Origin of the sequence: Devosia sp., from assembly GCF_035944845.1 — a bacterium.
GTDB lineage: Bacteria > Pseudomonadota > Alphaproteobacteria > Rhizobiales > Devosiaceae > Devosia_A.
The window spans coordinates 1-22,220 of the sequence record NZ_DASZAW010000067.1 but is presented as its reverse complement, the minus strand read 5'-3'; the positions used below and the strand labels follow the sequence as shown (position 1 = coordinate 22,220).

At 64.6% G+C, this 22,220-nt stretch carries 22 protein-coding genes; 12 read left to right on the top strand and 10 right to left on the bottom strand.

The genetic code is table 11. From position 1 onward, the window contains the following. Positions 1–63: 63 nt before the first annotated feature. The 5 genes from VGV07_RS12070 to VGV07_RS12050 all read right to left on the bottom strand — a co-directional run bounded on the left by VGV07_RS12070 (position 64) and on the right by VGV07_RS12050 (position 5,035). Positions 64–1,620, bottom strand: a complete 1,557-nt coding sequence (locus tag VGV07_RS12070; protein ID WP_326868946.1) for an alpha-N-arabinofuranosidase — start codon at positions 1,618–1,620, stop codon at positions 64–66. A 171-nt stretch (positions 1,621–1,791) separates the two neighbouring features. Beyond that, positions 1,792–2,718, bottom strand: a complete 927-nt coding sequence (locus VGV07_RS12065; RefSeq protein ID WP_326868945.1) for a metalloregulator ArsR/SmtB family transcription factor — start codon at positions 2,716–2,718, stop codon at positions 1,792–1,794. 66 nt (positions 2,719–2,784) lie between these two features. Beyond that, the gene (locus VGV07_RS12060) at positions 2,785–3,789 is read right to left on the bottom strand and encodes a hydroxyacid dehydrogenase (protein ID WP_326868944.1); all 1,005 of its coding nucleotides are present in this window, start codon (positions 3,787–3,789) and stop codon (positions 2,785–2,787) included. 12 nt (positions 3,790–3,801) lie between these two features. After that, positions 3,802–4,131: an L-rhamnose mutarotase gene (locus VGV07_RS12055; RefSeq protein WP_055994716.1), complete on the bottom strand. Its 330-nt coding sequence runs from the start codon at positions 4,129–4,131 to the stop codon at positions 3,802–3,804. 145 nt (positions 4,132–4,276) lie between these two features. After that, positions 4,277–5,035 (bottom strand): IclR family transcriptional regulator, encoded by a 759-nt coding sequence (locus tag VGV07_RS12050; RefSeq protein ID WP_326868943.1) that lies wholly within the window; start codon positions 5,033–5,035, stop codon positions 4,277–4,279. A gap of 122 nt (positions 5,036–5,157) precedes the next feature. On the opposite strand from VGV07_RS12050, the gene VGV07_RS12045 reads away from it, so the two are divergent. The 3 genes from VGV07_RS12045 (at position 5,158) to VGV07_RS12035 (ending at position 7,486) form a co-directional block, all read left to right on the top strand. Then, positions 5,158–6,264, top strand: coding sequence for a mandelate racemase/muconate lactonizing enzyme family protein (locus VGV07_RS12045; RefSeq protein ID WP_326868942.1), 1,107 nt, complete (start codon positions 5,158–5,160; stop codon positions 6,262–6,264). 135 nt (positions 6,265–6,399) lie between these two features. Continuing rightward, positions 6,400–6,738: a type II toxin-antitoxin system HicB family antitoxin gene (locus VGV07_RS12040; RefSeq protein ID WP_326868941.1), complete on the top strand. Its 339-nt coding sequence runs from the start codon at positions 6,400–6,402 to the stop codon at positions 6,736–6,738. 16 nt (positions 6,739–6,754) lie between these two features. Continuing rightward, complete coding sequence (locus VGV07_RS12035; RefSeq protein WP_326868940.1) at positions 6,755–7,486, top strand: SDR family oxidoreductase; 732 nt, start codon at positions 6,755–6,757, stop codon at positions 7,484–7,486. A gap of 170 nt (positions 7,487–7,656) precedes the next feature. On the opposite strand, the gene VGV07_RS12030 is transcribed toward VGV07_RS12035, so the two are convergent. Both VGV07_RS12030 and VGV07_RS12025 read right to left on the bottom strand, forming a co-directional pair. Continuing rightward, positions 7,657–9,051 (bottom strand): AtzE family amidohydrolase, encoded by a 1,395-nt coding sequence (locus VGV07_RS12030; RefSeq protein ID WP_326868939.1) that lies wholly within the window; start codon positions 9,049–9,051, stop codon positions 7,657–7,659. Then, positions 9,048–9,236 carry a DUF4089 domain-containing protein gene (locus VGV07_RS12025; RefSeq protein WP_326868938.1) on the bottom strand — a complete coding sequence of 63 codons (189 nt, stop codon included), beginning with the start codon at positions 9,234–9,236 and terminating at the stop codon, positions 9,048–9,050. Before VGV07_RS12025 ends, VGV07_RS12030 begins: the two co-directional genes overlap by 4 nt. A 211-nt stretch (positions 9,237–9,447) precedes the next feature. Between VGV07_RS12025 and VGV07_RS12020 the strand changes: the two genes are divergently transcribed. Both VGV07_RS12020 and VGV07_RS12015 read left to right on the top strand, forming a co-directional pair. Further along, the gene (locus VGV07_RS12020) at positions 9,448–10,194 is read left to right on the top strand and encodes an SDR family NAD(P)-dependent oxidoreductase (protein ID WP_326868937.1); all 747 of its coding nucleotides are present in this window, start codon (positions 9,448–9,450) and stop codon (positions 10,192–10,194) included. Further along, on the top strand, positions 10,194–10,502 hold the full coding sequence (locus VGV07_RS12015; protein WP_326868936.1) for a Dabb family protein: 309 nt from the start codon (positions 10,194–10,196) through the stop codon (positions 10,500–10,502). Before VGV07_RS12020 ends, VGV07_RS12015 begins: the two co-directional genes overlap by 1 nt. 180 nt (positions 10,503–10,682) lie before the next feature. Here VGV07_RS12015 and VGV07_RS12010 read toward each other — a convergent pair whose 3' ends face one another. Next, a complete protein-coding gene (locus tag VGV07_RS12010) occupies positions 10,683–11,525 on the bottom strand; it encodes an alpha/beta hydrolase (RefSeq protein WP_326868935.1) in 843 nt (280 codons plus the stop codon). 166 nt (positions 11,526–11,691) lie between these two features. On the opposite strand from VGV07_RS12010, the gene VGV07_RS12005 reads away from it, so the two are divergent. After that, on the top strand, positions 11,692–12,378 hold the full coding sequence (locus VGV07_RS12005; protein WP_326868934.1) for a fumarylacetoacetate hydrolase family protein: 687 nt from the start codon (positions 11,692–11,694) through the stop codon (positions 12,376–12,378). Beyond that, a complete protein-coding gene (locus VGV07_RS12000; protein ID WP_326868933.1) occupies positions 12,378–13,475 on the top strand; it encodes an ATP-dependent DNA helicase in 1,098 nt (365 codons plus the stop codon). The genes VGV07_RS12005 and VGV07_RS12000 overlap by 1 nt, the downstream gene beginning before the upstream one ends. A gap of 165 nt (positions 13,476–13,640) precedes the next feature. Here VGV07_RS12000 and VGV07_RS11995 read toward each other — a convergent pair whose 3' ends face one another. Then, positions 13,641–13,979: a hypothetical protein gene (locus tag VGV07_RS11995; protein ID WP_326868932.1), complete on the bottom strand. Its 339-nt coding sequence runs from the start codon at positions 13,977–13,979 to the stop codon at positions 13,641–13,643. Positions 13,980–14,230: 251 nt separating this feature from the next. Between VGV07_RS11995 and VGV07_RS11990 the strand changes: the two genes are divergently transcribed. The 4 genes from VGV07_RS11990 to VGV07_RS11975 all read left to right on the top strand — a co-directional run bounded on the left by VGV07_RS11990 (position 14,231) and on the right by VGV07_RS11975 (position 19,623). Next, on the top strand, positions 14,231–15,277 hold the full coding sequence (locus VGV07_RS11990) for an aldo/keto reductase (RefSeq protein ID WP_326868931.1): 1,047 nt from the start codon (positions 14,231–14,233) through the stop codon (positions 15,275–15,277). Between the two features lie 190 nt (positions 15,278–15,467). Continuing rightward, complete coding sequence (rirA, locus tag VGV07_RS11985; RefSeq protein ID WP_326868930.1) at positions 15,468–15,944, top strand: iron-responsive transcriptional regulator RirA; 477 nt, start codon at positions 15,468–15,470, stop codon at positions 15,942–15,944. A 594-nt stretch (positions 15,945–16,538) separates the two neighbouring features. After that, positions 16,539–18,350 carry an ABC-F family ATP-binding cassette domain-containing protein gene (locus tag VGV07_RS11980; RefSeq protein ID WP_326868929.1) on the top strand — a complete coding sequence of 604 codons (1,812 nt, stop codon included), beginning with the start codon at positions 16,539–16,541 and terminating at the stop codon, positions 18,348–18,350. A gap of 241 nt (positions 18,351–18,591) precedes the next feature. Then, positions 18,592–19,623: an aldo/keto reductase gene (locus tag VGV07_RS11975; protein ID WP_326868928.1), complete on the top strand. Its 1,032-nt coding sequence runs from the start codon at positions 18,592–18,594 to the stop codon at positions 19,621–19,623. A gap of 220 nt (positions 19,624–19,843) precedes the next feature. Here VGV07_RS11975 and VGV07_RS11970 read toward each other — a convergent pair whose 3' ends face one another. After that, positions 19,844–20,818: a LacI family DNA-binding transcriptional regulator gene (locus VGV07_RS11970; RefSeq protein ID WP_414649944.1), complete on the bottom strand. Its 975-nt coding sequence runs from the start codon at positions 20,816–20,818 to the stop codon at positions 19,844–19,846. Between the two features lie 285 nt (positions 20,819–21,103). On the opposite strand from VGV07_RS11970, the gene VGV07_RS11965 reads away from it, so the two are divergent. Further along, positions 21,104–21,670 (top strand): hypothetical protein, encoded by a 567-nt coding sequence (locus VGV07_RS11965; protein WP_326868926.1) that lies wholly within the window; start codon positions 21,104–21,106, stop codon positions 21,668–21,670. Positions 21,671–22,220 lie beyond the last annotated feature (550 nt).

Sequence of the window (22,220 nt, the reverse complement as noted above, 5' to 3'; positions counted from 1 at the left end):
AAGGGGGAGGGGACAGGGGTGGAGGTCAGCCCGCGCCGGCGCCAGAAGGAACCTCTGAGCCGATCAGACCTTCACGCGGATCATCTGGTACGAGTAGGGCTGGAGCTTGACGCTCAGCAGCTTGCCGTCGACCTTGGCGCCGGTGCCCTTCGACGGGGCGACGTTGGTCTGCTCGGTGGCGGTGTTTACGGCGCGCAGGTTCGCGTGCGTCATGACCTGGTGGTCGATGACCGTCGCCGCACCAAATCCTTCGAGGCTCAGCTCGACATCGATGGCTTCGGTGGCGTGGCGGTTCACGGCGAAGAAGCTGATGGTACCATCCTCTTCGTTGTAGACGCCCGAGACGTCGACATAGCCGATGTTGTCGCCATGCTCTGCATCATAGCCGGGGGTGTTGATCGCCAGCTGCAGCGCCGTGCCGCGGCCGTAGACCGAGGCGAAATAGTACGGATAGTAGATCGTCTGCCGCCAGGCCTGCCCCTTGGGGTCGGTCATGATCGGGGCGATGACGTTCACCAGCTGCGCGATACATGCGAGCTTCACCACGTCGGAACGGCGGATGAAGGTGTTGAGGATCAGCCCGACCTGCAGCACGTCCTCGAAGTTGTAGATGTCTTCGAGCAGCCGCGGCGCATGCGGCCAGCCGTCATTGCCGTCGAGGATCTTCCGATCCTGCTTGTTGGAGTGGTACCAGACGTTCCACTCGTCGAAGCTGATGTAGACGTTGTGCTTGGAACGGTTCTTCGACTTCACGAAGTTGATGGTCGACGCGACCGTGGCGATGTAGCGGTCGAGCTTTTCGTTGAGCGCCAGATAGTTGGCGGTGTTTTTGGCCAGCACGTCGGCCGTGCCGCCTTCGGCCAACGCCCGCTCGTTTTCGCGGTTGGCGAAGTACATGTGCAGCGAGATGTGGTCGACGTTGTCGTAGGTATGCTCGAGCACCTCGCGTTCCCAATCGGGATAGGTCGGCATGTTCGAATGCGACGAACCGCAGACGATCAGCTCGAGCTTCTTGTCGAAGGCGCGCATGGTCTTGGCCACTTCGTTGGCCAGCCGGCCATACTCGTGCGCGGTCTTGTGACCGACCTGCCAGGGACCATCCATCTCGTTGCCGAGGCACCAGAGCTTGACGTTGAACGGATCGGCGCGACCGTTCTTCTTGCGCAGGTCACCCCAGTACGAACCGGTCGGGCCGTTGACGTATTCGAGGAAGTTGCGGGCATCGTCGAGACCGCGCGAGCCGAGGTTGATGGCGAGCATCATTTCGGTATCGACCAGATCGCACCAGTCGGCGAATTCGTGGACACCTACCGCGTTGCTGTCCGAAGTGTGCCAGGCGAGATCGAGCCGGGTCGGGCGCTGCTCACGCGGGCCAACGCCATCTTCCCAGTTATAGGCGGAGACGAAGTTGCCGCCGGGATAGCGGACCATCGGCACCTTGAGTTCGCGCACCAGCTGGGCGACGTCGCCGCGCATGCCGTTCTTGTCGGCAGTGGCGTGGCCGGGCTCGTAGATGCCGGTATAGATGGCGCGCCCGAGGTGCTCGAGGAAGGCCCCGTACACCCGGTCGTCGATCTTCGAGATGGTATAGTCCTTGTGCGCCGTTACCGTCGCCCGCATCCGCTCCTCCATGTCACCAGCTTTGGTGATTTATATCGCGTAGCTTGATATGGAACCGGTCGCGGCGCGTCAAGTGGAGGAGATGGTGAATGGTGAGTGGTGGATGGTGGGCGGAGGATGCGCAGCCGCGAAATCCATTCACCATTCACTATTCACCATTCGCTCCTCGCTTCACTCCGTCTCGATGCGAAGCACGATGTCCTGGTCGTAATTGCCGAAGCCGCGCCCGAAAATGTTGATGCCGCCCGGGTGCTTGGCGTCCTCCTTGACCCCGATCCGGAGCCGGATGGAGTGGTGGGTGTCGAGGTCGAGGTCCTTCAGCGAGACCGGCGAGATCTTCACGCCGTCGACATAGGTGCCGCTGCCATTGACGCGGAAGCTCTTCAGCTTGCCGTACTGGCTGCCCTTCAGCTTCCACCAATCCGGGGTGTAGACGCCCCGCTTGTCGCCGAAATCGCCAGGCGAGGTCCAGGTGCCGATATCCTGGCCATTGACCCCGACGGTGATGTCGGAGGGCCAGTCGGCACTGGTGCCCGGCACTTCCGAACTCAGCTCGAAGCTGAATTCCATCGAGGTGATCTTCTGCTGTGCCAGCCGCGCATTGTTGGGAAACTGGTATTCGACATAGCCGCGGGTAAACCAGATCAGGCCGGTCTTCATGCGGTCGGGATCAAGGAATGTGTCGGGCACGTCGAGCAGCCCGATGATCCCCTCGATCGAGCAAAGGCCGCAGGGCGCCGAGACTTCGCAGCTGGTATAGAGCCCGAGCGGCATTGCCACCTCAATGGCGTTGGCCTTCAGCGGGCGGATGTCCTCCTTGAACATCACCAGCACTTCATCGAACAGGCTGTGGCAGATCTTCTGGTTGCCCTTGCGGGCCTTCTGCGTCTCGGTGCGCACCAGCCCGGCTTCCACCAGGGTCTGCATGTTCGAACTGACGGTCGATTGCGGCTGCCCAAGCTTGGCGGCGATGTCGTTGACATTCATCGCCCCCTGCACGTGCAGCAGCTTGAGGATGGCGACACGCACTTCGGAGGCAAGTGCCTTCAGCACCTCCGGCCTCTCCTCGGGGTCGATGAGCAGGAAGTTACGGCTCATGAATGGTTACGCTCCCAAACGCTGAAGGGCGTTTGTATCAGGAAGTTCGGTACAGTCAAACCAAGCTCAGGCCAATTGTCCCAGCAACGCATGCGGCACCCGATGAAGCAGCGGCTCGCCGCGGACGAAGCGTTCGACCTCATCGACGACGAGTGTACCGAGCCGTTCGCGCTCGGTGCCGATGGCGCCGGCGATGTGCGGGGTCAGCAGCACGTTGGGCAAATCGTAGAGCGGCGAGTCGGCCGGCAACACTTCGGGCTCGGTGACGTCGATCACCGCGTTGAGCCGCCCCGAGACCAGTTCACGGACCAAGGCATCCTGGTCGACGATGCTGCCGCGGGCCGTGTTGATGAAAGTGGCGCCATCGCGCAGCAGCGCCAGCCGACGGGCATCGATCATGTTTCGCGTCGAGGGCAGCGCCGGGGCATGCAGCGACGCGACGTCCGAGCGGGCCATGAGTTCGTCGAGCCCGACCAGTTCGACGCCAAGCGCCGCGGCCTGTCGCGGGGTGGTGCTGGCCGAAGTCAGCAGCAGCTCGAAATCGTAGGGCGCCAACAGCTCGATGGTTTTGAGCCCGATGCGTGAGGCCCCGATAATGCCGACGGTCTTGCGATAATTGCCGAGTTCCGAGGACATCAGCGGGTGCGAACGCAGGTGCCGCTTCTCACGCCGGTAGATATCGCGGAAAGCCAGCACGCCCTTGTTGGCGAACAGGATCGCCGCAACGGTGAACTCGGCCACCGGCACCGCGTTGGCGGCCACCGCCGAGGTCACGGCGATGCGCTCCACTACCTCGGGGGCGATGAAGTATTTGATCGAGCCGGCCGAGTGGGCGATCAGCTTGAGGTGCGGCGCTGCCACCAGCGTTGTCGCGTCGAGCTGCGGCGGGCCCCAGCCGGTAACGAGAACCTCGGTCTCGGCCAGCACGGCTCGCGCCTCAGGCGAGTTCAGCTCCAACAGCGGTTCAACCCGCAGCACCTCGCAGAGACCGGCGAGCCGGCCCAGTTGCTCGGCCGCGAACACGTGCTCGGTGAACTGTGGATCATAGGCGAAGGCGAGCTTCAGCTTCATCGCGGGGGCGCCTCAATCGGTATGGAACACCTCGTCGATCGAGGCCCACCATTCGCCGTCCTTGCGGGTTTCGAGCGGCGACTGCATCGGCATGCAGACCGACCACCATTCCTGCGTCACCGGATCGGCAGCCATCGCCGCCATGTCGGCGGCGTAATCGGTGCCGACATACTCGAAATACGAGAACAGCAGGTTTTCCGGCTGCTTCAGGAAGATCGAGTAGTTGCGGATGTTGGAGTTCCTGATCTGCTTCAGCACATCCGGCCACACCGCGGCGTGCACCCGCACATAATCGGCCACCGCCTCGGGCTTCAGCCCCAGCACCGCCCCATAACGTTTCATCGGATAGTTCTCCTCAAGTTCTGATTGTTTTCCGCGGGTCGGCAGTCGGCAGTCGGCAGTCGGCAGTCGAGTTTCTGCCCGGTGAGAAAGCGTCCTGCTACTACTGCCGACTGCCGACTGCCTTCTTGCTGGGCACGCCAGATACTCATCCTCGTCGCTGCGAAATTTCCTGGCCGCAGGCGATCAGCTGTTGGAGGGCCGCATCACACCCCGGTGCGGTCTTGACGTCCAGCCGCTCCGAATAGGGGCAGGTGAACACCGCCAGCACCCGGCCCATCGGCCCGAGGATCGGCACCGACAGGTTGTTCACCCCTGCGATCTGCAGGCTCTGCATGTTCTCAAAACCCTGCTGGCGTACCCGGGTCAGCCGTTCTTCCAGCGCGGGGGTCAGCTGCTCGGGCTGATCCTGCTCTTCCAGCATCAGCCGCCGTTCGTCGGCCGCGGCGAATGCCAGCAGCACGTGGCCCGAGCCGGTATTGATCAGGCTGATGCGCGAGCCGACCCGCACCGAGACGTTCCAGTAACCCGGCCCATCGACCTGCGCCGCCACCACCAGGTTGCCGCGGTCATAGATGGCGAGATGACAGGCCTGCTGCGCGTCGCGGGCGAAGCGCCGCATCACCGGCATCGCCTGGCTCAGCAGCCGCTGCAGTGGCGGGCGGGCATGCGCCAGCTCGAACAGTTTCAGCGTCACCTCGTAGCGATCCGCCGAGGTGCGGCGCACGAAGCCGCGGCGCACCAGGCGATCCAGCATGCGATAGATCTCGTTGGGCGAGCGGTCCAGCGCCTTGGCGATCTCGGCCTGGCTCAGGCTCTCCTCGGTGGCCGCCAGGAGTTCGAGAATATCCAATCCCTTGTCGAGGGCCGGGGCGCGATACTTCTCCAGATCGTCGACCTGAACCATGCGCCCTCCCCCTTCGGCGCAATTGACGCCGCAAACCTCACGTGCTTACTCACGAATAGTCTTTTCACATATGCACAACAAGCCGGAAACAGCCGGTGTGCGCATCGCCTCGGGAGGAAGCCATGGCGCGGATCGCGCGGGTCGAAGTGCTGATGGTCGACCTCAAACCCAAGGTGAAGCGGGTCGACGCCATCCAATCCTTCGTGTCGCAGGAGACCCCGATCGTCCGCATCACCGATGCGGACGGGGTGACCGGCACCGGCTACAGCTACACCATCGGCACCGGCGGCCACTCGGTGATCGAGCTGTTGAAGCGTACCCTAGTCCCCGCCATTGTCGGCCGCGAGGCCAACGAGATCGAGAAGCTCTGGCGCGACCTGCTGTTTCTCACCCACGCCACCACCACTGGCGCCATCACCTCGATTGCGCTGGCCGCCATCGATACGGCGTTGTGGGATTTGCAGGCGCGCAAGCTCGGGCTGCCGCTGCATCTCCTTGCCGGCGGAGCCCAGGACGCCATTCCACTCTACACCACCGAAGGCGGCTGGCTGCATCTCGAAGAGGCGGCGCTGATCGAGGACGCGCTGCGCGCCAAGGCGGACGGGTTCGGCGGCTGCAAGCTCAAGGTCGGCCGGCCGATCCATGAGGACGTGCACCGCATCGCCGCGGTACGCGAGGCGGTCGGGCCGGGCTTCGAGATCTTCACCGATGCCAACCAGCGCTTCAACGTCGACGAGGCGATCCGCCGGGCCCGCGCCTATGAGCCGCTCGATATCGGCTGGTTCGAGGAGCCGCTGACCGCCGAGGATATTTCCGGCCATACCCGGCTCGTCGAGCACACCTCGATCCCCATCGCCATCGGCGAGAGCCTCTATTCGGCGATGCATTTCCGCGAGTATCTCGAGCGCCATGCCTGCTCGATCATCCAGGTCGATGTCGGCCGGGTCGGCGGCATCACCCCATGGCTGAAGGTCGCGCACATGGCGGAGGCGTTCAACATCGCGGTGTGCCCGCACTTCCTGATGGAACTGCATGTGGGCTTGTGCGCCGCCATCCCCAATGGCCGGTGGGTCGAATACATCCCGCAGCTAGACCAATTGACGACTGAACGGATGACCATCCGGGATGGTAAGGCCATCCCCTCGTCGAAGCCGGGGCTGGGCATCGCCTGGGATTTCGACGCCATCGAACGGATGACCGTCGAAGGCTCGCATTCGATCCACTTGTAGGTGTCAGGGCATGGCCTCTACGTCTCCCAACCACGATGTCATCCCTGCGAAAGCAGGGACCCAACTCGCGGCTGGCGCAGGTGGCGGCATGGGTCCCAGCTTTCGCTGGGATGACACCGGTGAGTGGGGCGGCGAATGAGCCCTTCGGTCTCGATGCACTATGACGGTTACGCAGCGTCACTCTATCTCGACGAGAACGCCGAGCTGTTCCACGGCGAAGTCATCAACTTGCGCGACGTCATCACTTTCCAGGGCAGCTCGGCGGCGGAGCTGAAACAAGCGCTCGCCGAGTCCGTCGAAGACTATCTCGAATTCTGCCGGTCGCGCGGCGAAGAGCCGGAGAAGCCATTCTCCGGCCAGTTCGTCGTGCGCGCCGAACCGGCTTTGCACAAGGCCGTCTCGACCGCGGCCAGCCGCGAAGGCGTCAGTCTCAACAAATGGGTCACCGCCGCGCTCGAACGCGCGGTCAAGTAAGCACAGGAGCAACCCCATGGCCGATATCAGCGGCAAGATCGTTCTCATCACCGCCGCGGCACAGGGCATCGGCCTTGCCTCGGTGCATGCCTTCGTCAAGGCCGGCGCCAAGGTGATCGCCACCGACATCAATGCGGCAAAGCTGAAAGAGCTCGACGGTACCCCCGGCGTCACCACCCGGGTGCTCAACGTCTTGAGCACCGAGGAAGTGAACAAGGCGGTGGCCGAGATCGGCCGCATCGACATCCTGTTCAACTGCGCCGGCGTGGTGCAGTCGGGCACCGTGCTCGAGATGCCCGACAAGGACCTGGAGTTCGCCTTCGATCTCAACGTCTGGGCGCAGATCCGCGCCATCAAGGCGGTGCTGCCGCAGATGCTGGAGCGCAAGGACGGCTGCATCATCAACATGGCGACCGTCGCCTCGTCGGTGACCGCGGTGCCGAACCGCGCCGCCTACACCATTTCGAAGGCCGCCGTGGTCGGGCTCACCAAGTCGATGGCCGCCGACTATACCGACAAGGGCATCCGGGTGAACGCCATCTGCCCGGGCACGGTGGAATCACCGTCGCTGCACGAGCGCTGGCACGCCACCGGCGATTTCGAAGCGGCGAAGAAAGCCTTCATCGCCCGCCAGCCGATCGGCCGCATCGGCCAGCCGGAAGAGGTCGCCGACCTCGCAGTGTATCTGGCAGGGGCCACGTATACGACGGGCCAGGTGCAGATCATCGACGGCGGCTGGACGGCTTAAGGGCCGGGCAGAACCGATAGGCCGGCGCGGGCTGACCCCCACCCCTGCCCCCTCCCCCTAAGAATGGGGAGGGAGACCCTCCCACTGGTATCGAGGTTGACGTCTCCCTCCCCCTTGCGGGGAGGGGACAGGGTTGGGGGGCCGCCCGCGCCGGCGTCGATCCGGCTTCGTCAGTCCGCAAACCCCTGCGCCACCGGGGCCTTGCACACGCCCGCCGTTTCCAGCTGGTGGGCGATCCGCAAGCACACGTCCTCGCGCCACGGCGCGGCGATCACCTGGACGCCGATTGGCAGGTCCTCGCCGTCCTGCCACATCGGCACCGTCACCACCGGCAAGCCGATGAACGAGATCGGCTGGGTGAAGATGCCGAGATTTGGGCGGACCGGCAGCTCGACGCCACCGAACATCGCGGTCTTCTGGCCGAGCAGCGGCGCCTTCATCGGCGTTGCCGGGGCGAGGATGGCATCGACGCCGTCGAACAGCTTCAACACGCGGTCGCGAAACACCCGGCGCAGCTTCTGCGCCCGCTCCACCCAGACAGCAGGCAGCATGGTCCCGGCGAGCAGGCGGTCGCGCACTTCGGGATCGAAATCGTCGGGCCGCTCCCGTAGCCGCTCGAGATGCAACGTCGCTCCCTCGGCCATGGTGATGAGAAAGGCGGCGGCACGGGCCGCCTGTGCGTCGGGCAGGGTGACGGTCTTGGTCACCTCGAGCGCCTTGGCCACCTTCTGCACCTCTGCCTGCACTTCGGGCGCGCCGAGGAAATAGTCGCCGGCGACGGCGATGCGCAGCCCGGGGATAGGATGCTTCAGCCGCGCGAAGGTCAGCTCGTTGACCCGCTTGGTCTGGGCCGGATCGGCCTCGTCAAAACCCTGCATCGCATCATAGGCCAAAGCCAGATCACGGGTGGACCGGGCGAGCGGCCCGAGATGATCGAGGCTCGAAACAAAGGGAAAGCTGTGAGCTCGACTTAGCCGGCCATAAGTCGGCTTCAGGCCGAACAAGCCGCAGAACGAGGCCGGCACGCGGATCGAGCCATTGGTGTCGGAGCCGAGGCTCAGCGGCACCAGCCCGCCGGCCACCGCGGCAGCGGGCCCGGCGGAAGAACCGCCGGTCATCCGGTCGAGCCCGTGCGGGTTGCGTGACGGGCCGTCATGAGCGTTCTCGCCGGTAAAGCCGTAGGCGTACTCGTCCATGTTGAGGCCGCCGAGCAGCACCGCGCCAGCCGCTTCCATCCGGCTCACCAGCGTCGCGTCGCGCGCCGCCGGCGGGTTGTCGCGGTTGATCTTCGAGCCGGCGCGGGTCGGGATGCCTTTGATATCGTAGAGGTTCTTGGCCGCGAACGGCACGCCCGCCAGCGGGCCGGGGTCCATGGCGTTCCTGATCTTGCTGTCGACCAGCTCGGCCTGCTCCAGCGCCCGTTCCGCCGTCACGTCGGTGAAGGCGCCGAGCATCGGGTTGTGCCGTTCGATGCGCGCGAGCGCCGCCTCGGTGACGGCGCGCGCCGTGACCTGGCCGGATTTGACCGCCTCGACGATCTCGGTGGCGTCGGCGCTCGCCTTCATGCGCGGTAGACCGGCGCCGGCTCGGCGTCGTCGTCGAGCCTGATCTGTTCGACCACGGCCGCCATCTTTGAGGCGGTCTTCAGGTTGAGCTTGATGCCGGCGCGATGCTCGGGCGCAATGCGCAGCTGCAGCAGTGGCGCTGCAGCATCGATCAGCGCATCGGCATCGAAGGGTTTATAGGCCATGGCGCGTCATGCCTCGCAGCGGCCGGCCGAGCGCAGCCCCCTGCTCTCGTGCTACCGGCCCTGAATAATCCTCACACGACAGCGGCTTGCCCGGCAATCACCTTGATCGTCACAAGGCCGACACCCGCACGGCGACTGGCTTCGCTCCAACTAACATGTTAGCCGTGGTGTTGAGGAAACAGCCGGAAAAACCGGCAGCGAGGGAACAGAAGTGAATCAGATCGATCTCAACGGCCAGGTGGCGGTGATCACCGGCGGCGCCTCGGGCTTCGGGCTGGCCTGCGCCAAGCGCTTCATCGCCTCGGGCGCCATGGTCAGCCTGTGGGACCGCGATGCCGAGGCCCTCAAGGTGGCAGTCGGGCTGCTTGGCGACGGCGCGTCGAGCCAGACCGTCGACATCACCGACTATGATGGACTCGCCGCTGCCCATGCCGCAGTGGAGAAAGCGATCGGGCCGGTGTCGATCCTGCTCAACTCGGCGGGGATTGCCGGCAAGAACGCACCGCTCGACGAGTATGGGCTCGATGAATGGCGGCGCGTCATCGAGATCAACCTCAACGGCACGTTCTACGTCAACCGGGTGGTGATCCCGTCGATGAAGGCGCGCAACTATGGCCGCATCGTCAACATCTCGTCGGTGGCCGGCAAGGAGGGCAACCCCAATGCCGCCGCCTATGCGGCGTCGAAATCCGGCGTGCTCGGGCTGGTGAAGGCGCTCGGCAAGGAAGTCGCCAAATACGATATCGCGGTCAACGCCATTACACCGGCGGTGGCCAATACCGCCATCCTCAAGGAAGTCACCAAGGAGTTCATCGAGTACATGCTGAGCCGCATTCCGCGCGGGCGCTTCCTCGAGGTGGATGAACTGGCCAATATGGTGGCGTGGCTGGTGAGCAAAGAGAACAGCTTCACCACCGCCTCGGTATTCGATCTCTCGGGCGGCCGGACGACCTACTGATGACCATCCGGCACTGCGTGTTCCTGAAGTTCCGCTCCGACGTTTCCGACAAGGAGAAGCAGTCCATCTACGAGCAGCTCGCTGCGCTCGGCGTGCATCTCAAGATCGACCAGATGAGCTACGGGCCGAACCTCTCGCCGGAGGGCCTGCACCAGGGGTTTGTGGATGGTTTCACCATGGACTTTCCGGATGCGGCGGCGCGTGACGCGTACCTGGTGGACGGCAAGCACAAGGAGGCCGGGGCGCGGCTGGTGGCAGCGCTCGAGGGCGGGGTCAAAGGGTTGCTCGTGTTCGATATCGAGGTTTAGCGAAGCCCCGAGGGGGATGGTTCCGTGCGGGAAGATACCCCCCACCCTGTCCCTCCCCCGCAAGGGGGGAGGAGACCAAAACACTGACGTCCGAGTTGGCGTCTCCCTCCCCCTTGCGGGGAGGGGACAGGGGTGGGGGTACTCTTCCCGCACCGGCCCATCGGTCGCATTTTCGAAACGCTACCCTCTCGATGCCGCAATCGTCTCTGCCAGCAGCCCGCCCATGCGGCTCTCCGGCCGGCCGAGGTCGCGGACGATGGTCATGTGGTCGAGGTCGGGCAGCGTGATCCGCTCGTAATGAAGGCCGCGCTGCTCGGCGGCAAAGCAGAGGTCCTGCGCCTGCAGGTGGAACGGTTCGGTCTCGTTGTGGCCGATGGCTACCATGACATCCGGGCCGGCAAGCTGTTCGGCGCCGAGCGGCGAAAAGTTCGCCACCTCCTCGTCGGTCAGCGACAACTCGGGCTGCAGGTAGCTCGTGGTGATCGGCCGCAAATCATAGAGCCCCGAGACCAGGAACAGCGACTTCACCGGAATCCCGGGCGCATGCGCTTCGTGCGGGGCGCGGGCCGCGAGATAGCTCGCGAGGTGCCCGCCAGCCGAATGCCCCGACGCCGAGAAGGCCGCGGGGTCGCCGCCGAAACTTGCCGCATTGGCCACCAGCCAGCGCGCCGCCTGACGCACCTCGTCGACCAGTTGCGCCAGGCGCGCATTGGGGATCAGCGTGTATTCGACGATCGCCGCGATGGCGCCGCTTCGGGTGATGGTCTCGGCCGGAAAGGCGAACATCTCCTTGTCGTTCAAGAACCAGTAGCCGCCATGGATGAACATGTGGATGGGCAACGGCCCGGTGGCGTTTTCGGGAAAGAACAGGTCGAGCCGCTGCCGGGGACCATCGCCATAGTGTAGGTCAAGCCGGCTTTTGAGCGTCGCGCGGGTGCGGGCGCTGGCGGCGAGATTGCCATTCTTTACGGCCTCGAAGTCCGGCACCAGGTTGGGAATGTCGAACGGGTCGATGGCGGTCACGGCGTGCTCCCTCAGGCTCCACCAACCCGAGCCCGACCCAACGGCCAAGTCAAGCACCCCAAACGGTGCAGCGGCCGCCCCCAGGGAACTTGCCGAATGGCAAAGTTCTCATTTTGTCCCAGCACCGATTCGATTAGGGTGGCGCGCCTCAGAGCATGGAACCATGATGTCAGATTACGTTATCGCGCCGCCGCCGCAGCCTGCCGTCCCTGTAGCGGGTGGAGGCCTGTTCCCGGTTCGCCGCATCTATTGCGTGGGCCGCAACTATGCCGAGCATGCACGCGAGATGGGGCATGATCCCAATGCCGAGCCGCCGTTCTTCTTTGCCAAACCCGCCGATGCGCTGGTGACCAACGGCGCCGATTCGCCCTATCCGTCGGAAACGCAGAACCACCACCACGAGATCGAACTGGTCGCGGCTATCGGCAGCGGCGGCAAGAACATCGCCGTCGCCGACGCGATGCGCCATGTCTGGGGCTATGCAGTCGGCATCGACCTCACCCGTCGTGACCTCCAGGCCTGGGCCAAGAAGGGCGCCAAGCCCTGGGAAGTGGCAAAGGGATTCGATCATTCGGCGCCGATCGGCACCTTGGTCCCCGCCGCGGGAGTTCCCACGCCGCTGAAGGGCATCATCGAATTGCGCGTCAATGGCGAGACCCGGCAGTCGGCCGATATCGCCGACATGACCTGGGACCTGCCGCATGTGATCGCCGAACTGTCGAAATATTTCGAACTGTTTCCGGGCGACCTGATTTTCACCGGCACGCCGGCAGGGGTTTCCGCCGTGGTGAAGGGCGACCTGCTCGAGGGCTCGATCGCCGGCATCGGAAGCGTCACGGTGCGCATCGCCTGATGGAGTGGTCGCCGCAACAGGATGAAGCGCTGCAGGCCGTGTCGCGCTGGCTGAAGGACAAGGACGCCAAACAGGTGTTCCGCCTGTTCGGCTGGGCCGGCACCGGCAAATCGACGCTGGCCCGCCACCTCGCCCAGGGGGTGAAGTCGGTGAAGTATGCCGCCTTCACCGGCAAGGCGGCGATGGTGATGCGCAAATACGGGGCCCGCGGCGCTTCGACCATCCACTCGCTGATTTACGCGCTGGTCTCGGAGAAAGATGGCGAACCGAAGTTCGCGCTCGACCCGGAAAGCGAAGCGCTGACCGCCGACCTGATCGTTATCGACGAAGTCTCGATGGTCGACGAGCAGCTCGGCCGCGACCTTTTGAGCTTCGGCACCAAGGTGCTGGTGCTGGGCGATCCGTTCCAGCTGCCGCCGGTGCAGGGCGCCGGCTTCTTTACCGCGGACGAGCCCGACTACATGCTGACCGAAATCCACCGGCAGGCGGCGGACAACCCGATCATCCGCATGTCGATGGAGATCCGCGAGGGCGGCTATCTCGAGCATGGCCGCTATGGCGAGAGTCTCGTCATCCCGCGCTCCGACGTCGACCGCGACGCGGTGATGGAGGCCGACCAGGTGCTGGCTGGCCGCAACAAGACGCGCGTCGCCTATAATGACCGGATCCGCGAGATCAAGGAGTTGCCGCGGCACGAGCCGGTGTCGGGCGATCGCCTGGTCTGCCTGCGCAACAACCCGATCAAGAAGCTGCTCAACGGCCAGATCTGGACCGCGGCGGACGTGAAGAAGCGTTCCAATGCCCGCTACTCGATGACGCTCGACCCTGACGAGGTTACCGGGGCCAAGGCGACGCAGGCCAAGGTGGTGACGCACGCGGCGTTCTTTTCGGGCGAAGAGGACCAGCTCAGCTGGCCGGAGCGCCGCCAATACGACGAGTTCACCTTCGGCTACTGCCTCACCGTGCATAAGGCGCAGGGCAGCCAGTGGGACAATGTCTACCTGTTCGACGAAAGCTACGTCTTCCGTGAGGACCGGCAACGCTGGCTCTATACCGGCGTCACTCGCGCCAGCGACAAAATTACTGTCGTCACCTGAGCCCTTAGGGTGGTGGCAGGGTTAACGGGCCGATAACGCTGCGTCTCGCACGCTGGACTCCTCGCAGCAGAGGACCGCCGCATGATGCAGCCCCTCCGATTTCTCGTCTCCCCCAGTCAAGGTCGCTGGACCCTGAGTGTCGGCCCCACGATTCTTGCCAACCACTCAACCCTGGATCGGGCGGTTCGCGCCGCGGTCGACATGGCTCGCAGGACCAGGGGCAACAACCGGGTCTTCCTGGAGAGCGAGGACGGGCAGGTGCAGCAGCATTGGCCGACCTGATGGCGGGCGGTGCGCAAGCTCCGCCAATCGTTCGATCCGCCAGGCCGGGAACATCTGCCCCATGACGGCAGCCATCTGAACGTCGGACTGCATGAGCCGCACGGCGTAGCCGGGATGCATGCTGACGATGCTTGGGACCTCCTCGGACTGCACCACGATGCTGCTGAACATGCCGAAGCGCCGAATGTCGCCTCTTGGCAACTGCACGATAAATGCGACCACCTCCACCACCTCCGAACCGTAGACTAGAGCGGTGGCGCTGACGGTTGCCTGACGGCGGGCGTAGCAGTTTGTTAACTCGGATGCCGGCGCGGAAGCCGGACGGGGCGGCTCGAGGCGATCGTGCCTCTGGGCACTCCCCATTGTCATGGCGCTGGTCTGCCTCTCATTTATCGCGTTCTCGAAAAGGAAAGGTCTGCAACTTTTCCTGAAAGCGCTTTACGTTCCGCGCCGGCATTTCGTGGAGGGTTATGATGGATTATCGATTGCTCGGCCGTTCCGGCCTCAAGGTCTCGTCGCTGTCGATCGGCACGGTGACGTTCGGCAATGACGGCTCATGGGGTGAGACCGAGCTCAAGGATGCGCAACGCCAGGTCGACCTGTGCCTCGATCACGGGATCAACCTGATCGATACCGCCAATGTCTACAACGCCGGCAAGTCCGAAAGCATGATCGGCGAAGCGCTGGTCGGTGGACGGCGCGACCGGCTGCTGATCTCATCCAAGGTGCGCTTTCCAACCGGCCAGGGTCCGAACGACCGCGGCCTCAGCCGCTGGCACATCATCCGCGAATGCGAGAATTCGCTGCGGCGGCTGAAAACCGATGTCATCGACATCTATCACGTGCATGAGTGGGACGGGCAGACGCCGCTCGAGGAGACCGTCGAGGCGCTCGATACGCTGGTGAAGCAGGGCAAGATCCGCTACGCCGCCTCGTCGAACTTTTCGGCCTGGCACCTGATGAAGGCGCTCTCCATCGCCGATGCGGCGCACCAGCAGCGCTTCGTCGCCCAGCAGATCCACTACACGCTCTATTCGCGCGAGGCCGAGTTCGAACTGGTGCCGCTCGGGCTCGACCAGGGCGTCGGCATCCTCGTCTGGTCGCCGCTCGCCGGCGGTTGGCTGTCGGGCAAGTACACCCGCAACTCCAAGCCGGAGAGCGGGCGGCAGGTCACCGGCTTCCGGGAGCCGCCGATCTACGACGCGGGCCGGCTCTGGGACATTGTCGACGTGATCAACGAGGTAGCAGCAGCGCACGGCGTTTCCGGCGCGCAGGTGTCGCTGGCCTGGCTGCTGCAGCGGCCGCTGGTGGCCTCGGTGATCATCGGCGGGCGCAGCACCGCGCAGTTCGAGGACAATCTGAAGTCGACCGAGCTGAAACTCACCGCCGAGGACGTGGCAAAGCTCGACGCGGTCAGCCAGCCGAACCTGCCCTACCCCTACTGGCACCAGAGCTTCACCGCACAGGACCGCCTGGGCGAGGCCGACCTGGCGCTGCACCGGCCCTATCTCGACAAGTGACGCAACTGTGCGGGCAGGCCGATCTCCCCTGCCCGCACAATCCTGAACTCAGGCGTCATGTTTTGTTGACTAAGTTTAGAACCGTTATAAACTGTGAGGCAGTTCGAAACCCCATCCAGCCGGAATTCCGTAAGGGATTCCGTGGGGGAAGCAGCAAGAAGTCGGCGCGATGCGCCGAATCGGAGATTCGATGAGGCTGACTCGCCAGTCCAACTACGCCATCCGCACGCTGATCTATTGTGCGGTCAATGCACCCGGCCTCAGCCGGGTCGCCGACATCGCCAAGGCGCACGCGATTTCGGAACTGTTCCTGTTCAAGCTGATCAAGCCCTTGGTCGAGAACGGCCTGATCGAGACGGTGCGCGGCCGCCGCGGCGGCATCAAGCTCGGCCGGCCGGCCGACGAGATCACCCTGCTCGACACGGTGCGCCTCACCGAAGAGAGCTTTTCGATGGCCGAGTGCTTCGAGGATGGCGACGTGACGTGCCCGCTGGCCGACAGCTGCGACGTCAATGCGGCGCTGCGCGAAGCGCTGGGGGCGTTCTTCAACGTGCTCGAGAGCTACACCATTGCGGACCTCGCTTCGAAGCGGAAATCGCTGCGCGATCGGCTGGGCCTCAAGTTCGAAGACATGGAGCCGGTGCTGATCCGGGAAGCGGCGCACTGATTTCAGGCACATTTGCCCGCGACCGTCACCGGGTCATCCCCGCGAAAGCTGGGACCTCCGTTTGCGATCTCGCCTGCAGTACCAAAACAGAGGTTCCCGCTTTCGCGGGAATGACTCCGTGGTTGGTACTGACCGAGTGGGACCGGGAAGATGAGTCCCTAGCGGCGGATGCCGGACCGACTCCAACCGTCCGGCATCCGCCCTTTCGCCACACGCGCCCGACCCGAGGGCGTTGATCGTGCGGCGGAACCCAGTCTCTCTCTGGGGTTGCCGGCAGGCAGCGAAGGGCCCAAGTTGCCTCGAGCAGGATTGCGTTTCTTTGAATCGCACTCCAGCTCCCAGCCCTCACTTGGCGCGAGATCGGACCGGAAAAGTCTCACAACTTTTCCTGATCTCGCTCTGGCCCTCGGTCACCTGCCCGGCATGCCCCGTAGCCCGAGGCCCGGCGCTTTTGCCAAGCCGAGCTTGAACGGCTTGTGACTCCCGATTTCAGCCCTGGTTCATGCATGCTCATTTTGCGGCACGGCGCCGTCGCGTTGATCTCGCGGCGCCCGCGTGCTCTATGCCCCCGAACTCACTGAACTGGACCAGCCGATGGCCGCCGCGCCCATACTTTTCCTGCAGCAAATCCGTCTGCGCCTGGGTTCGAGCGAACTGCTCGAAGGGGCGGAGCTGTCCCTGCTGCCGGGTGAGAAGGTGGCGCTGGTCGGCCGCAACGGCTCGGGCAAATCGACACTGCTGAAGATCGCCGCCGGTGAGATCGAACCGGATGGCGGCCGCCGCTTCCTGCAACCGGGCGCCACCATCCGTTACCTGCCGCAGGAGCCGGACCTCTCGGGCTATCCGAACGTTCTGGCCTATGTCGAAGCCGGCATGCAGGCCGGCGACGATCACTATCGGGCCACCTACCTCTGCAACGCACTCGGCCTCACCGGCAGCGAGGAGCCGCAGCGGCTCTCCGGCGGCGAAGCCCGTCGCGCCGCGCTGGCACGGGTGCTGGCGCCCGAGCCCGATATCATCCTCCTCGACGAGCCCACCAACCATCTCGACCTGCCGGCCATCGAGTGGCTGGAGAACGAGCTCTCCACCATCCGCTCGGCGCTGGTGATCATCAGCCACGACCGGCGCTTCCTCGCCGACCTAACCCGCTCGACCGTCTGGCTCGACCGTGGCGTGACCCGCCGGCTCGACAAGGGGTTCGGCAGCTTCGAGGAATGGCGCGACCAGGTGCTGGAGGAAGAGGAAACCGCCCGCCACAAGCTCGACCGGCAGATCGTCCGCGAGGAGCACTGGCTGACCTATGGCGTCACCGCCAGGCGCAAGCGCAACGTGCGCCGGCTCGACGGGCTGTTTGCGCTGCGCCAGGAACGGCGCGACCTGAAGCGCAACGTCGGCGAGGTGAAGATTTCTGTGGCCGAGGGCGAGACCTCGGGCAAGCTGGTGATGGAAGCCAAGGAGATCTCCAAGGCCTATGGCGAGCGGGTCGTCGTCAAGGATTTCACCACCCGGGTGATCCGCGGCGACCGGCTCGGTATTATCGGCGCCAATGGCGCAGGCAAGACCACCCTGATCAAGCTGCTGACCGGCGAGTTGCCGCCCGACAGCGGCACAGTGCGGCTCGGCGCCAATCTCGAACTCGCCAGCCTCGACCAGCGCCGCGCCACGCTGAGCGCCGACATGACGCTCAAGGAAGCGGTGACCGGAGGCGGCTCGGATACGCTTGTTATCAACGGCCAGCCCAAGCACTTTATGGGTTACCTCAAGGACTTCCTGTTCGGCCCCGAGCAGGCCGGTACCGCGGTGAGCAAGCTGTCGGGCGGCGAGCGCGGCCGGCTGGTGCTGGCGCGCGTCTTGTCGCTGCCCTCGAACGTGCTGGTGCTGGACGAGCCGACCAACGACCTCGACCTCGAGACGCTCGACCTGCTGCAGGAAATGCTGGCCGACTACCCGGGTACGGTGATCGTCGTCAGCCATGACCGCGATTTCCTCGACCGGGTCGCGACTTCAGTGGTGGTGTCGGATGGTGGCGGGCAGTGGACCGAGTATCCGGGCGGCTATTCCGATATGGTGAGCCAGCGCGGCTATGGCGTCACCGCGCCGGTTGCGGCAGCCAAACCGAAGGGTGGGCGGCAGGCAGCTTTGCCGCAGACCACTTCGCATCCGGCAAAGCAGAAGCTCAGCTTCAAACAGAAGCACGCGCTCGAAACGCTGCCCAAGGAGATCGCGAAGCTCGAAGCCGAAATCGCCAAGCTGAATGCGACGTTGGCCGATGGCAGCCTATATTCCCGTGATCCCAAGACGTTCACCGAGACCGGCAAGGCGCTGGAAAAGGCCCAGGCAGCGCTCGGCAAGGCCGAGGACGAGTGGTTGGAACTCGAAGCGCTGCGCGAGGAGATCGAGGGGTAGTCGACTGATAGAGACGGCCCCCTCCCATCCTCCCCCATGAAGGGGGAGGTGCCCCGCTGGTTCACTTGGCACGATCGTAGACAGAGCTTCGACTCTTCACCTCCCCCTTCATGGGGGAGGCCGGGAGGGGGCCGTCTGCCTCAGCCAGCACCATCCCGCTTCATCAAATAGTTCTACTCGACCATGACACCCGTAGCGCTTATGACCTCTCTTGAAGCGATTCAATCGATCGAGGGAAATCATGCAGTATCGCAAGCTCGGCAATAGCGGCGCCATCGTCTCCACCCAGACGCTGGGCACCATGACATTCGGGGCCGAGGCGGATGAGGCGACGTCGTTCCAGTTGATGGACGACTATGTAGCGGCGGGCGGCAATTTCCTCGACACCGCCGACGTCTATTCGGCCGGCACCTCGGAACAGATCGTCGGGCGCTGGCTGAAGGCCCGGCCGGAGGCGGCCAAACAGGTGCTGATCACCACGAAGGCGCGCTTCCCGATGGGCAACGGGCCGAACGACCTGGGGCTGTCGCGCCGCCACCTCAACCAGGCCCTCGACGCCTCGCTGAGCCGGCTCGGAGTCGAGCATATCGACCTCTACCAGATGCACGCCTTCGACGCGCTGACCCCGCTCGAGGAGACGCTGCGCTTCCTCGACGATGCGATCCGCAACGGCAAGATCGGCTATTATGGTTTTTCCAACTTCATCGGCTGGCAGCTGACCAAGGCGTCGTGGATTGCGAGGGCCGGCGGCCTTGCGCCGCCGATCACGCTGCAGCCGCACTACAATCTGCTCGTCCGCGATATCGAGCACGAGATCGTGCCGGCAGCGCTCGATGCCAATATCGGGCTGTTGCCGTGGTCACCGCTTGGCGGTGGCTGGCTCACCGGCAAGTATAAGCGCGACCAGTTGCCGACCGGGTCGACCCGGTTGGGTGAGAACCCCAACCGCGGGCAGGAATCCTACGGTCCGCGCAACGAGCAGGAACGGACCTGGAAGGTCATCGCGGCGGTCGAAACGGTGGCCAAGGCGCTTGGGGTCTCGATGGCGCAGGTGGCGCTGGCCTGGCTCGCCGACCGGCCGGCCGTCACTTCGGTGATCCTCGGCGCCCGCACCCGCGAACAGCTGGCCGACAATGTGGCGGCGGCCGGTCTGAAACTCGATGCCGAACACACGCAACAGCTGACCGACGCCAGCGCCCCCGAGGTTGCCGACTATCCCTACGGCAAGGGCGGGGTGAACCAGCGGTACCGGAAGATCGAGGGCGGGCGATAGGCGTCAACTTGCTCAGCGTGGGGCCACCCCCCCCACCCAGCGCCGCTAGTTCGCTTCGCTCACAAGCTTTGCTGCCCTCCCCACAAGGGGGAGGGAGGCGATAGCTGCACGTTCTCGGTTCAAGCGTCTCCCTCCGCCTTGTGGGGAGGGTAGCGCAGCTAGGGCCGATGGCCCGTAGCGAAGCTGGGTGGGGGGGCCCCACGCTCGCACGCGCCACAAGCTAAAACCACACCTTCGGCTCGTGCAGGATCTGCAACTGCTCGGCGGGCTCGCCGTTGATGCGGCGGAGCAGCAGTTCGCCCATCTGTTTGCCGGCCAGCGCCGTATCTTCGAAAATGGCGTCGACCTTGGGCCGCACCTGGCTGAAGATGCCGGAGGTCTGCTTCACCACCATCTGCACATCCTTGCCGATCTCGAAGCCGGCGTCGGTGATCCCGGCCATGATCGACAGCCCGGCCGCGTCGCCGGTGCAGATGAAGCCGTCGGGCGCGTCCGGCTCAGCGATACGCCGCATGGTGGCGAGGCGAATTTCGTCGGCGCTGTTGTCGAGGCTGGCGCGCGCCAGAATCTCGTAGGCAAGGCCGGTCTCCTCGATCGCGGCCATGAAGCCGTCGCGCAGGTGGTGGCCGAAGCTGAAACGGTCGGGCGGCAGGATGATCGTCACCTTGCGGCAGCCCTTGGCCTTCAAACGCATCACCGCATGGTGGGCGAAGGCATAGTTGTCATAGTCGACATAGGGGTGGGCCGAGGGGAAGGCGGTGCGGCCATGCGAGACGAAGGGGAAGTTCTCCTCCATCAGCAGCTTCACCCTGTCGTCGTCGGGCTGGGTGCGCGAGAAGATCACCCCGTCGGCCGCCTTGTTGCGCAGGATGTAGCGGATCGGATCGATCGGCGCCCCGCCGGTGAACATCGGGGTGATGACCAGGTGGTAGGGCGTGCCGCGCAAAGCCTCGGTCAGGCCCGAGACCATGGACTGGCCGAAACCGAGGATTTCGTCGTGCGGATCGAGAATCAGGCTGACCACGTGCGTACGGCCGGTCTTCAGCCGGAGCGCCGTGCGGTCGGGCACGTAGCCGACTTCGGCGGCGATCTTCTGCACCCGCACGCGCGTTTCTTCCGACAGTTCGGGCGCGTTGTTGAGGGCGCGCGAAATCGTGGTGATGGCGAGCCCCGTCATTTCGGCAATGGTGCGCAGGGTCGGCTTGCCGCCGGGCTTACCGGCGACGCGACGTGGCTGGCGCGCCTTGGCGCGCTTGTTGTCGCGCGTCTCCGTATCGGCCAACGATGTTCTCCCTCGAACGGATGGTGCCTACTGGCGAGGCATTTTGGGTGAGCGGTTATGCTCCCCAGGATCCGCTCAGGCATAGCTCAACATGTTATGCAATCGATTTCAAGGCAGGAAGCCCCGGGGCCTGATCCGGTTGGCATACTTTGGTAGCAACCGTTGCTTCAGGCGAAACTCCGGGTAGAGTTCGCTCCCATGCTGTTCCGCACGAAAGACCTCGAAGCGATCTTTTCCGGCCAGTGCACACTGGCCTTCCGGCGCTGGAAGAAGCCGACGGTGAAGCCGGGCGGCACGGTGCGAACGCAGCTGGGCATGGTCGGCATCGATTCGGTCGAAGCGATCGCGGCAAGCGAGGTGACCGAGGAGGAGGCGCGCGCCGCCGGCTACAAGAACCGCGACGGCGTCATCGCCATGTTCGACGCGCAGCAGGGCACCTGCTACCGCATCCGCCTCCATCCGGCCGGCCCCGACCCACGCAACATGCTGCGCGAGGCGGTGCCCGACGCCGCTGAGCTGAAGACGCTGGCGGCGAAACTGCACAAGCTCGACAAGGCGGCGCCGGCGCCATGGACGAAGGGGGCGCTGCAGTTGATCGCCGCGCATCCCGGCGTGGTCTCGACGACGCTGGCAGAGAGCGCTGGGCTCGAGCGCGCCGACTTCAAGCTCAACATCCGCAAGCTCAAGGCACTGGGCCTGACCATCAGCCTCGAAGTCGGCTACCGGCTGTCGCCGCGCGGGGTGGCCTTGCTCGCGACCCTGTAGAGTTCTACCGACGGACTGCAGCACCCGCCGTGTCATCCCCGCGAAAGCGGATCTCCCTTTTGCGATGGCGCGCCAGAGGTTCCGCTTTCGCGGGAATGACCCCGTGGGTGGGCCCAGGGCACGATCGTCAGGCGCACTGCGTCCTGTTCCACCCAACCGATTCCGCCGGGCAGGAAATTTCACTTTCATGCTAGCGATTTGGAACGCGCGGGGCTGGCGAAACCGCCGGGGCTCACCTATCTTTGCGCCAGCGTCGACGAAAGCCGGATAGACCTGAGGCTGTCGACGCCGTACAAGGACCTGATGGCGGACTCAGCTTCGCCACACAAAAGCTGCGGGCGACGCGCTAGTCTCGCCGGCATTGGAATCACCCAGGCCATCGGCCGCCGGAAGGAGACGAACATGCACTTCGCTATTCGCACCACTCTCCAAACCGGGCTTATTGGTAAATGGGTAGATCGCTCCAACGGGTGTTACCGACCCAAACGAATGTGACCTCTGTCACCCATTCGTCTCACAGTTCAGGTAACACCCCGGCCGTCCCCAGAGA

What these genes read in the sequence shown, in the direction of transcription:
- VGV07_RS12060 (WP_326868944.1), bottom strand. Translation starts at nt 3,789, where the DNA reads ATGAAGCTGAAGCTCGCCTTCGCCTATGATCCACAGTTCACCGAGCAC.
- VGV07_RS12065 (WP_326868945.1), bottom strand. Translation starts at nt 2,718, where the DNA reads ATGAGCCGTAACTTCCTGCTCATCGACCCCGAGGAGAGGCCGGAGGTG.
- VGV07_RS12030 (WP_326868939.1), bottom strand. Translation starts at nt 9,051, where the DNA reads ATGAAGGCGAGCGCCGACGCCACCGAGATCGTCGAGGCGGTCAAATCC.
- VGV07_RS12045 (WP_326868942.1), top strand. Translation starts at nt 5,158, where the DNA reads ATGGCGCGGATCGCGCGGGTCGAAGTGCTGATGGTCGACCTCAAACCC.
- VGV07_RS12035 (WP_326868940.1), top strand. Translation starts at nt 6,755, where the DNA reads ATGGCCGATATCAGCGGCAAGATCGTTCTCATCACCGCCGCGGCACAG.
- VGV07_RS11990 (WP_326868931.1), top strand. Translation starts at nt 14,231, where the DNA reads ATGGATTATCGATTGCTCGGCCGTTCCGGCCTCAAGGTCTCGTCGCTG.
- VGV07_RS12015 (WP_326868936.1), top strand. Translation starts at nt 10,194, where the DNA reads ATGACCATCCGGCACTGCGTGTTCCTGAAGTTCCGCTCCGACGTTTCC.
- VGV07_RS12000 (WP_326868933.1), top strand. Translation starts at nt 12,378, where the DNA reads ATGGAGTGGTCGCCGCAACAGGATGAAGCGCTGCAGGCCGTGTCGCGC.
- VGV07_RS12050 (WP_326868943.1), bottom strand. Translation starts at nt 5,035, where the DNA reads ATGGTTCAGGTCGACGATCTGGAGAAGTATCGCGCCCCGGCCCTCGAC.
- VGV07_RS12070 (WP_326868946.1), bottom strand. Translation starts at nt 1,620, where the DNA reads ATGCGGGCGACGGTAACGGCGCACAAGGACTATACCATCTCGAAGATC.
- rirA (WP_326868930.1), top strand. Translation starts at nt 15,468, where the DNA reads ATGAGGCTGACTCGCCAGTCCAACTACGCCATCCGCACGCTGATCTAT.
- VGV07_RS12025 (WP_326868938.1), bottom strand. Translation starts at nt 9,236, where the DNA reads ATGGCCTATAAACCCTTCGATGCCGATGCGCTGATCGATGCTGCAGCG.
- VGV07_RS11980 (WP_326868929.1), top strand. Translation starts at nt 16,539, where the DNA reads ATGGCCGCCGCGCCCATACTTTTCCTGCAGCAAATCCGTCTGCGCCTG.
- VGV07_RS12005 (WP_326868934.1), top strand. Translation starts at nt 11,692, where the DNA reads ATGTCAGATTACGTTATCGCGCCGCCGCCGCAGCCTGCCGTCCCTGTA.
- VGV07_RS11975 (WP_326868928.1), top strand. Translation starts at nt 18,592, where the DNA reads ATGCAGTATCGCAAGCTCGGCAATAGCGGCGCCATCGTCTCCACCCAG.
- VGV07_RS11965 (WP_326868926.1), top strand. Translation starts at nt 21,104, where the DNA reads ATGCTGTTCCGCACGAAAGACCTCGAAGCGATCTTTTCCGGCCAGTGC.
- VGV07_RS12040 (WP_326868941.1), top strand. Translation starts at nt 6,400, where the DNA reads ATGAGCCCTTCGGTCTCGATGCACTATGACGGTTACGCAGCGTCACTC.
- VGV07_RS12055 (WP_055994716.1), bottom strand. Translation starts at nt 4,131, where the DNA reads ATGAAACGTTATGGGGCGGTGCTGGGGCTGAAGCCCGAGGCGGTGGCC.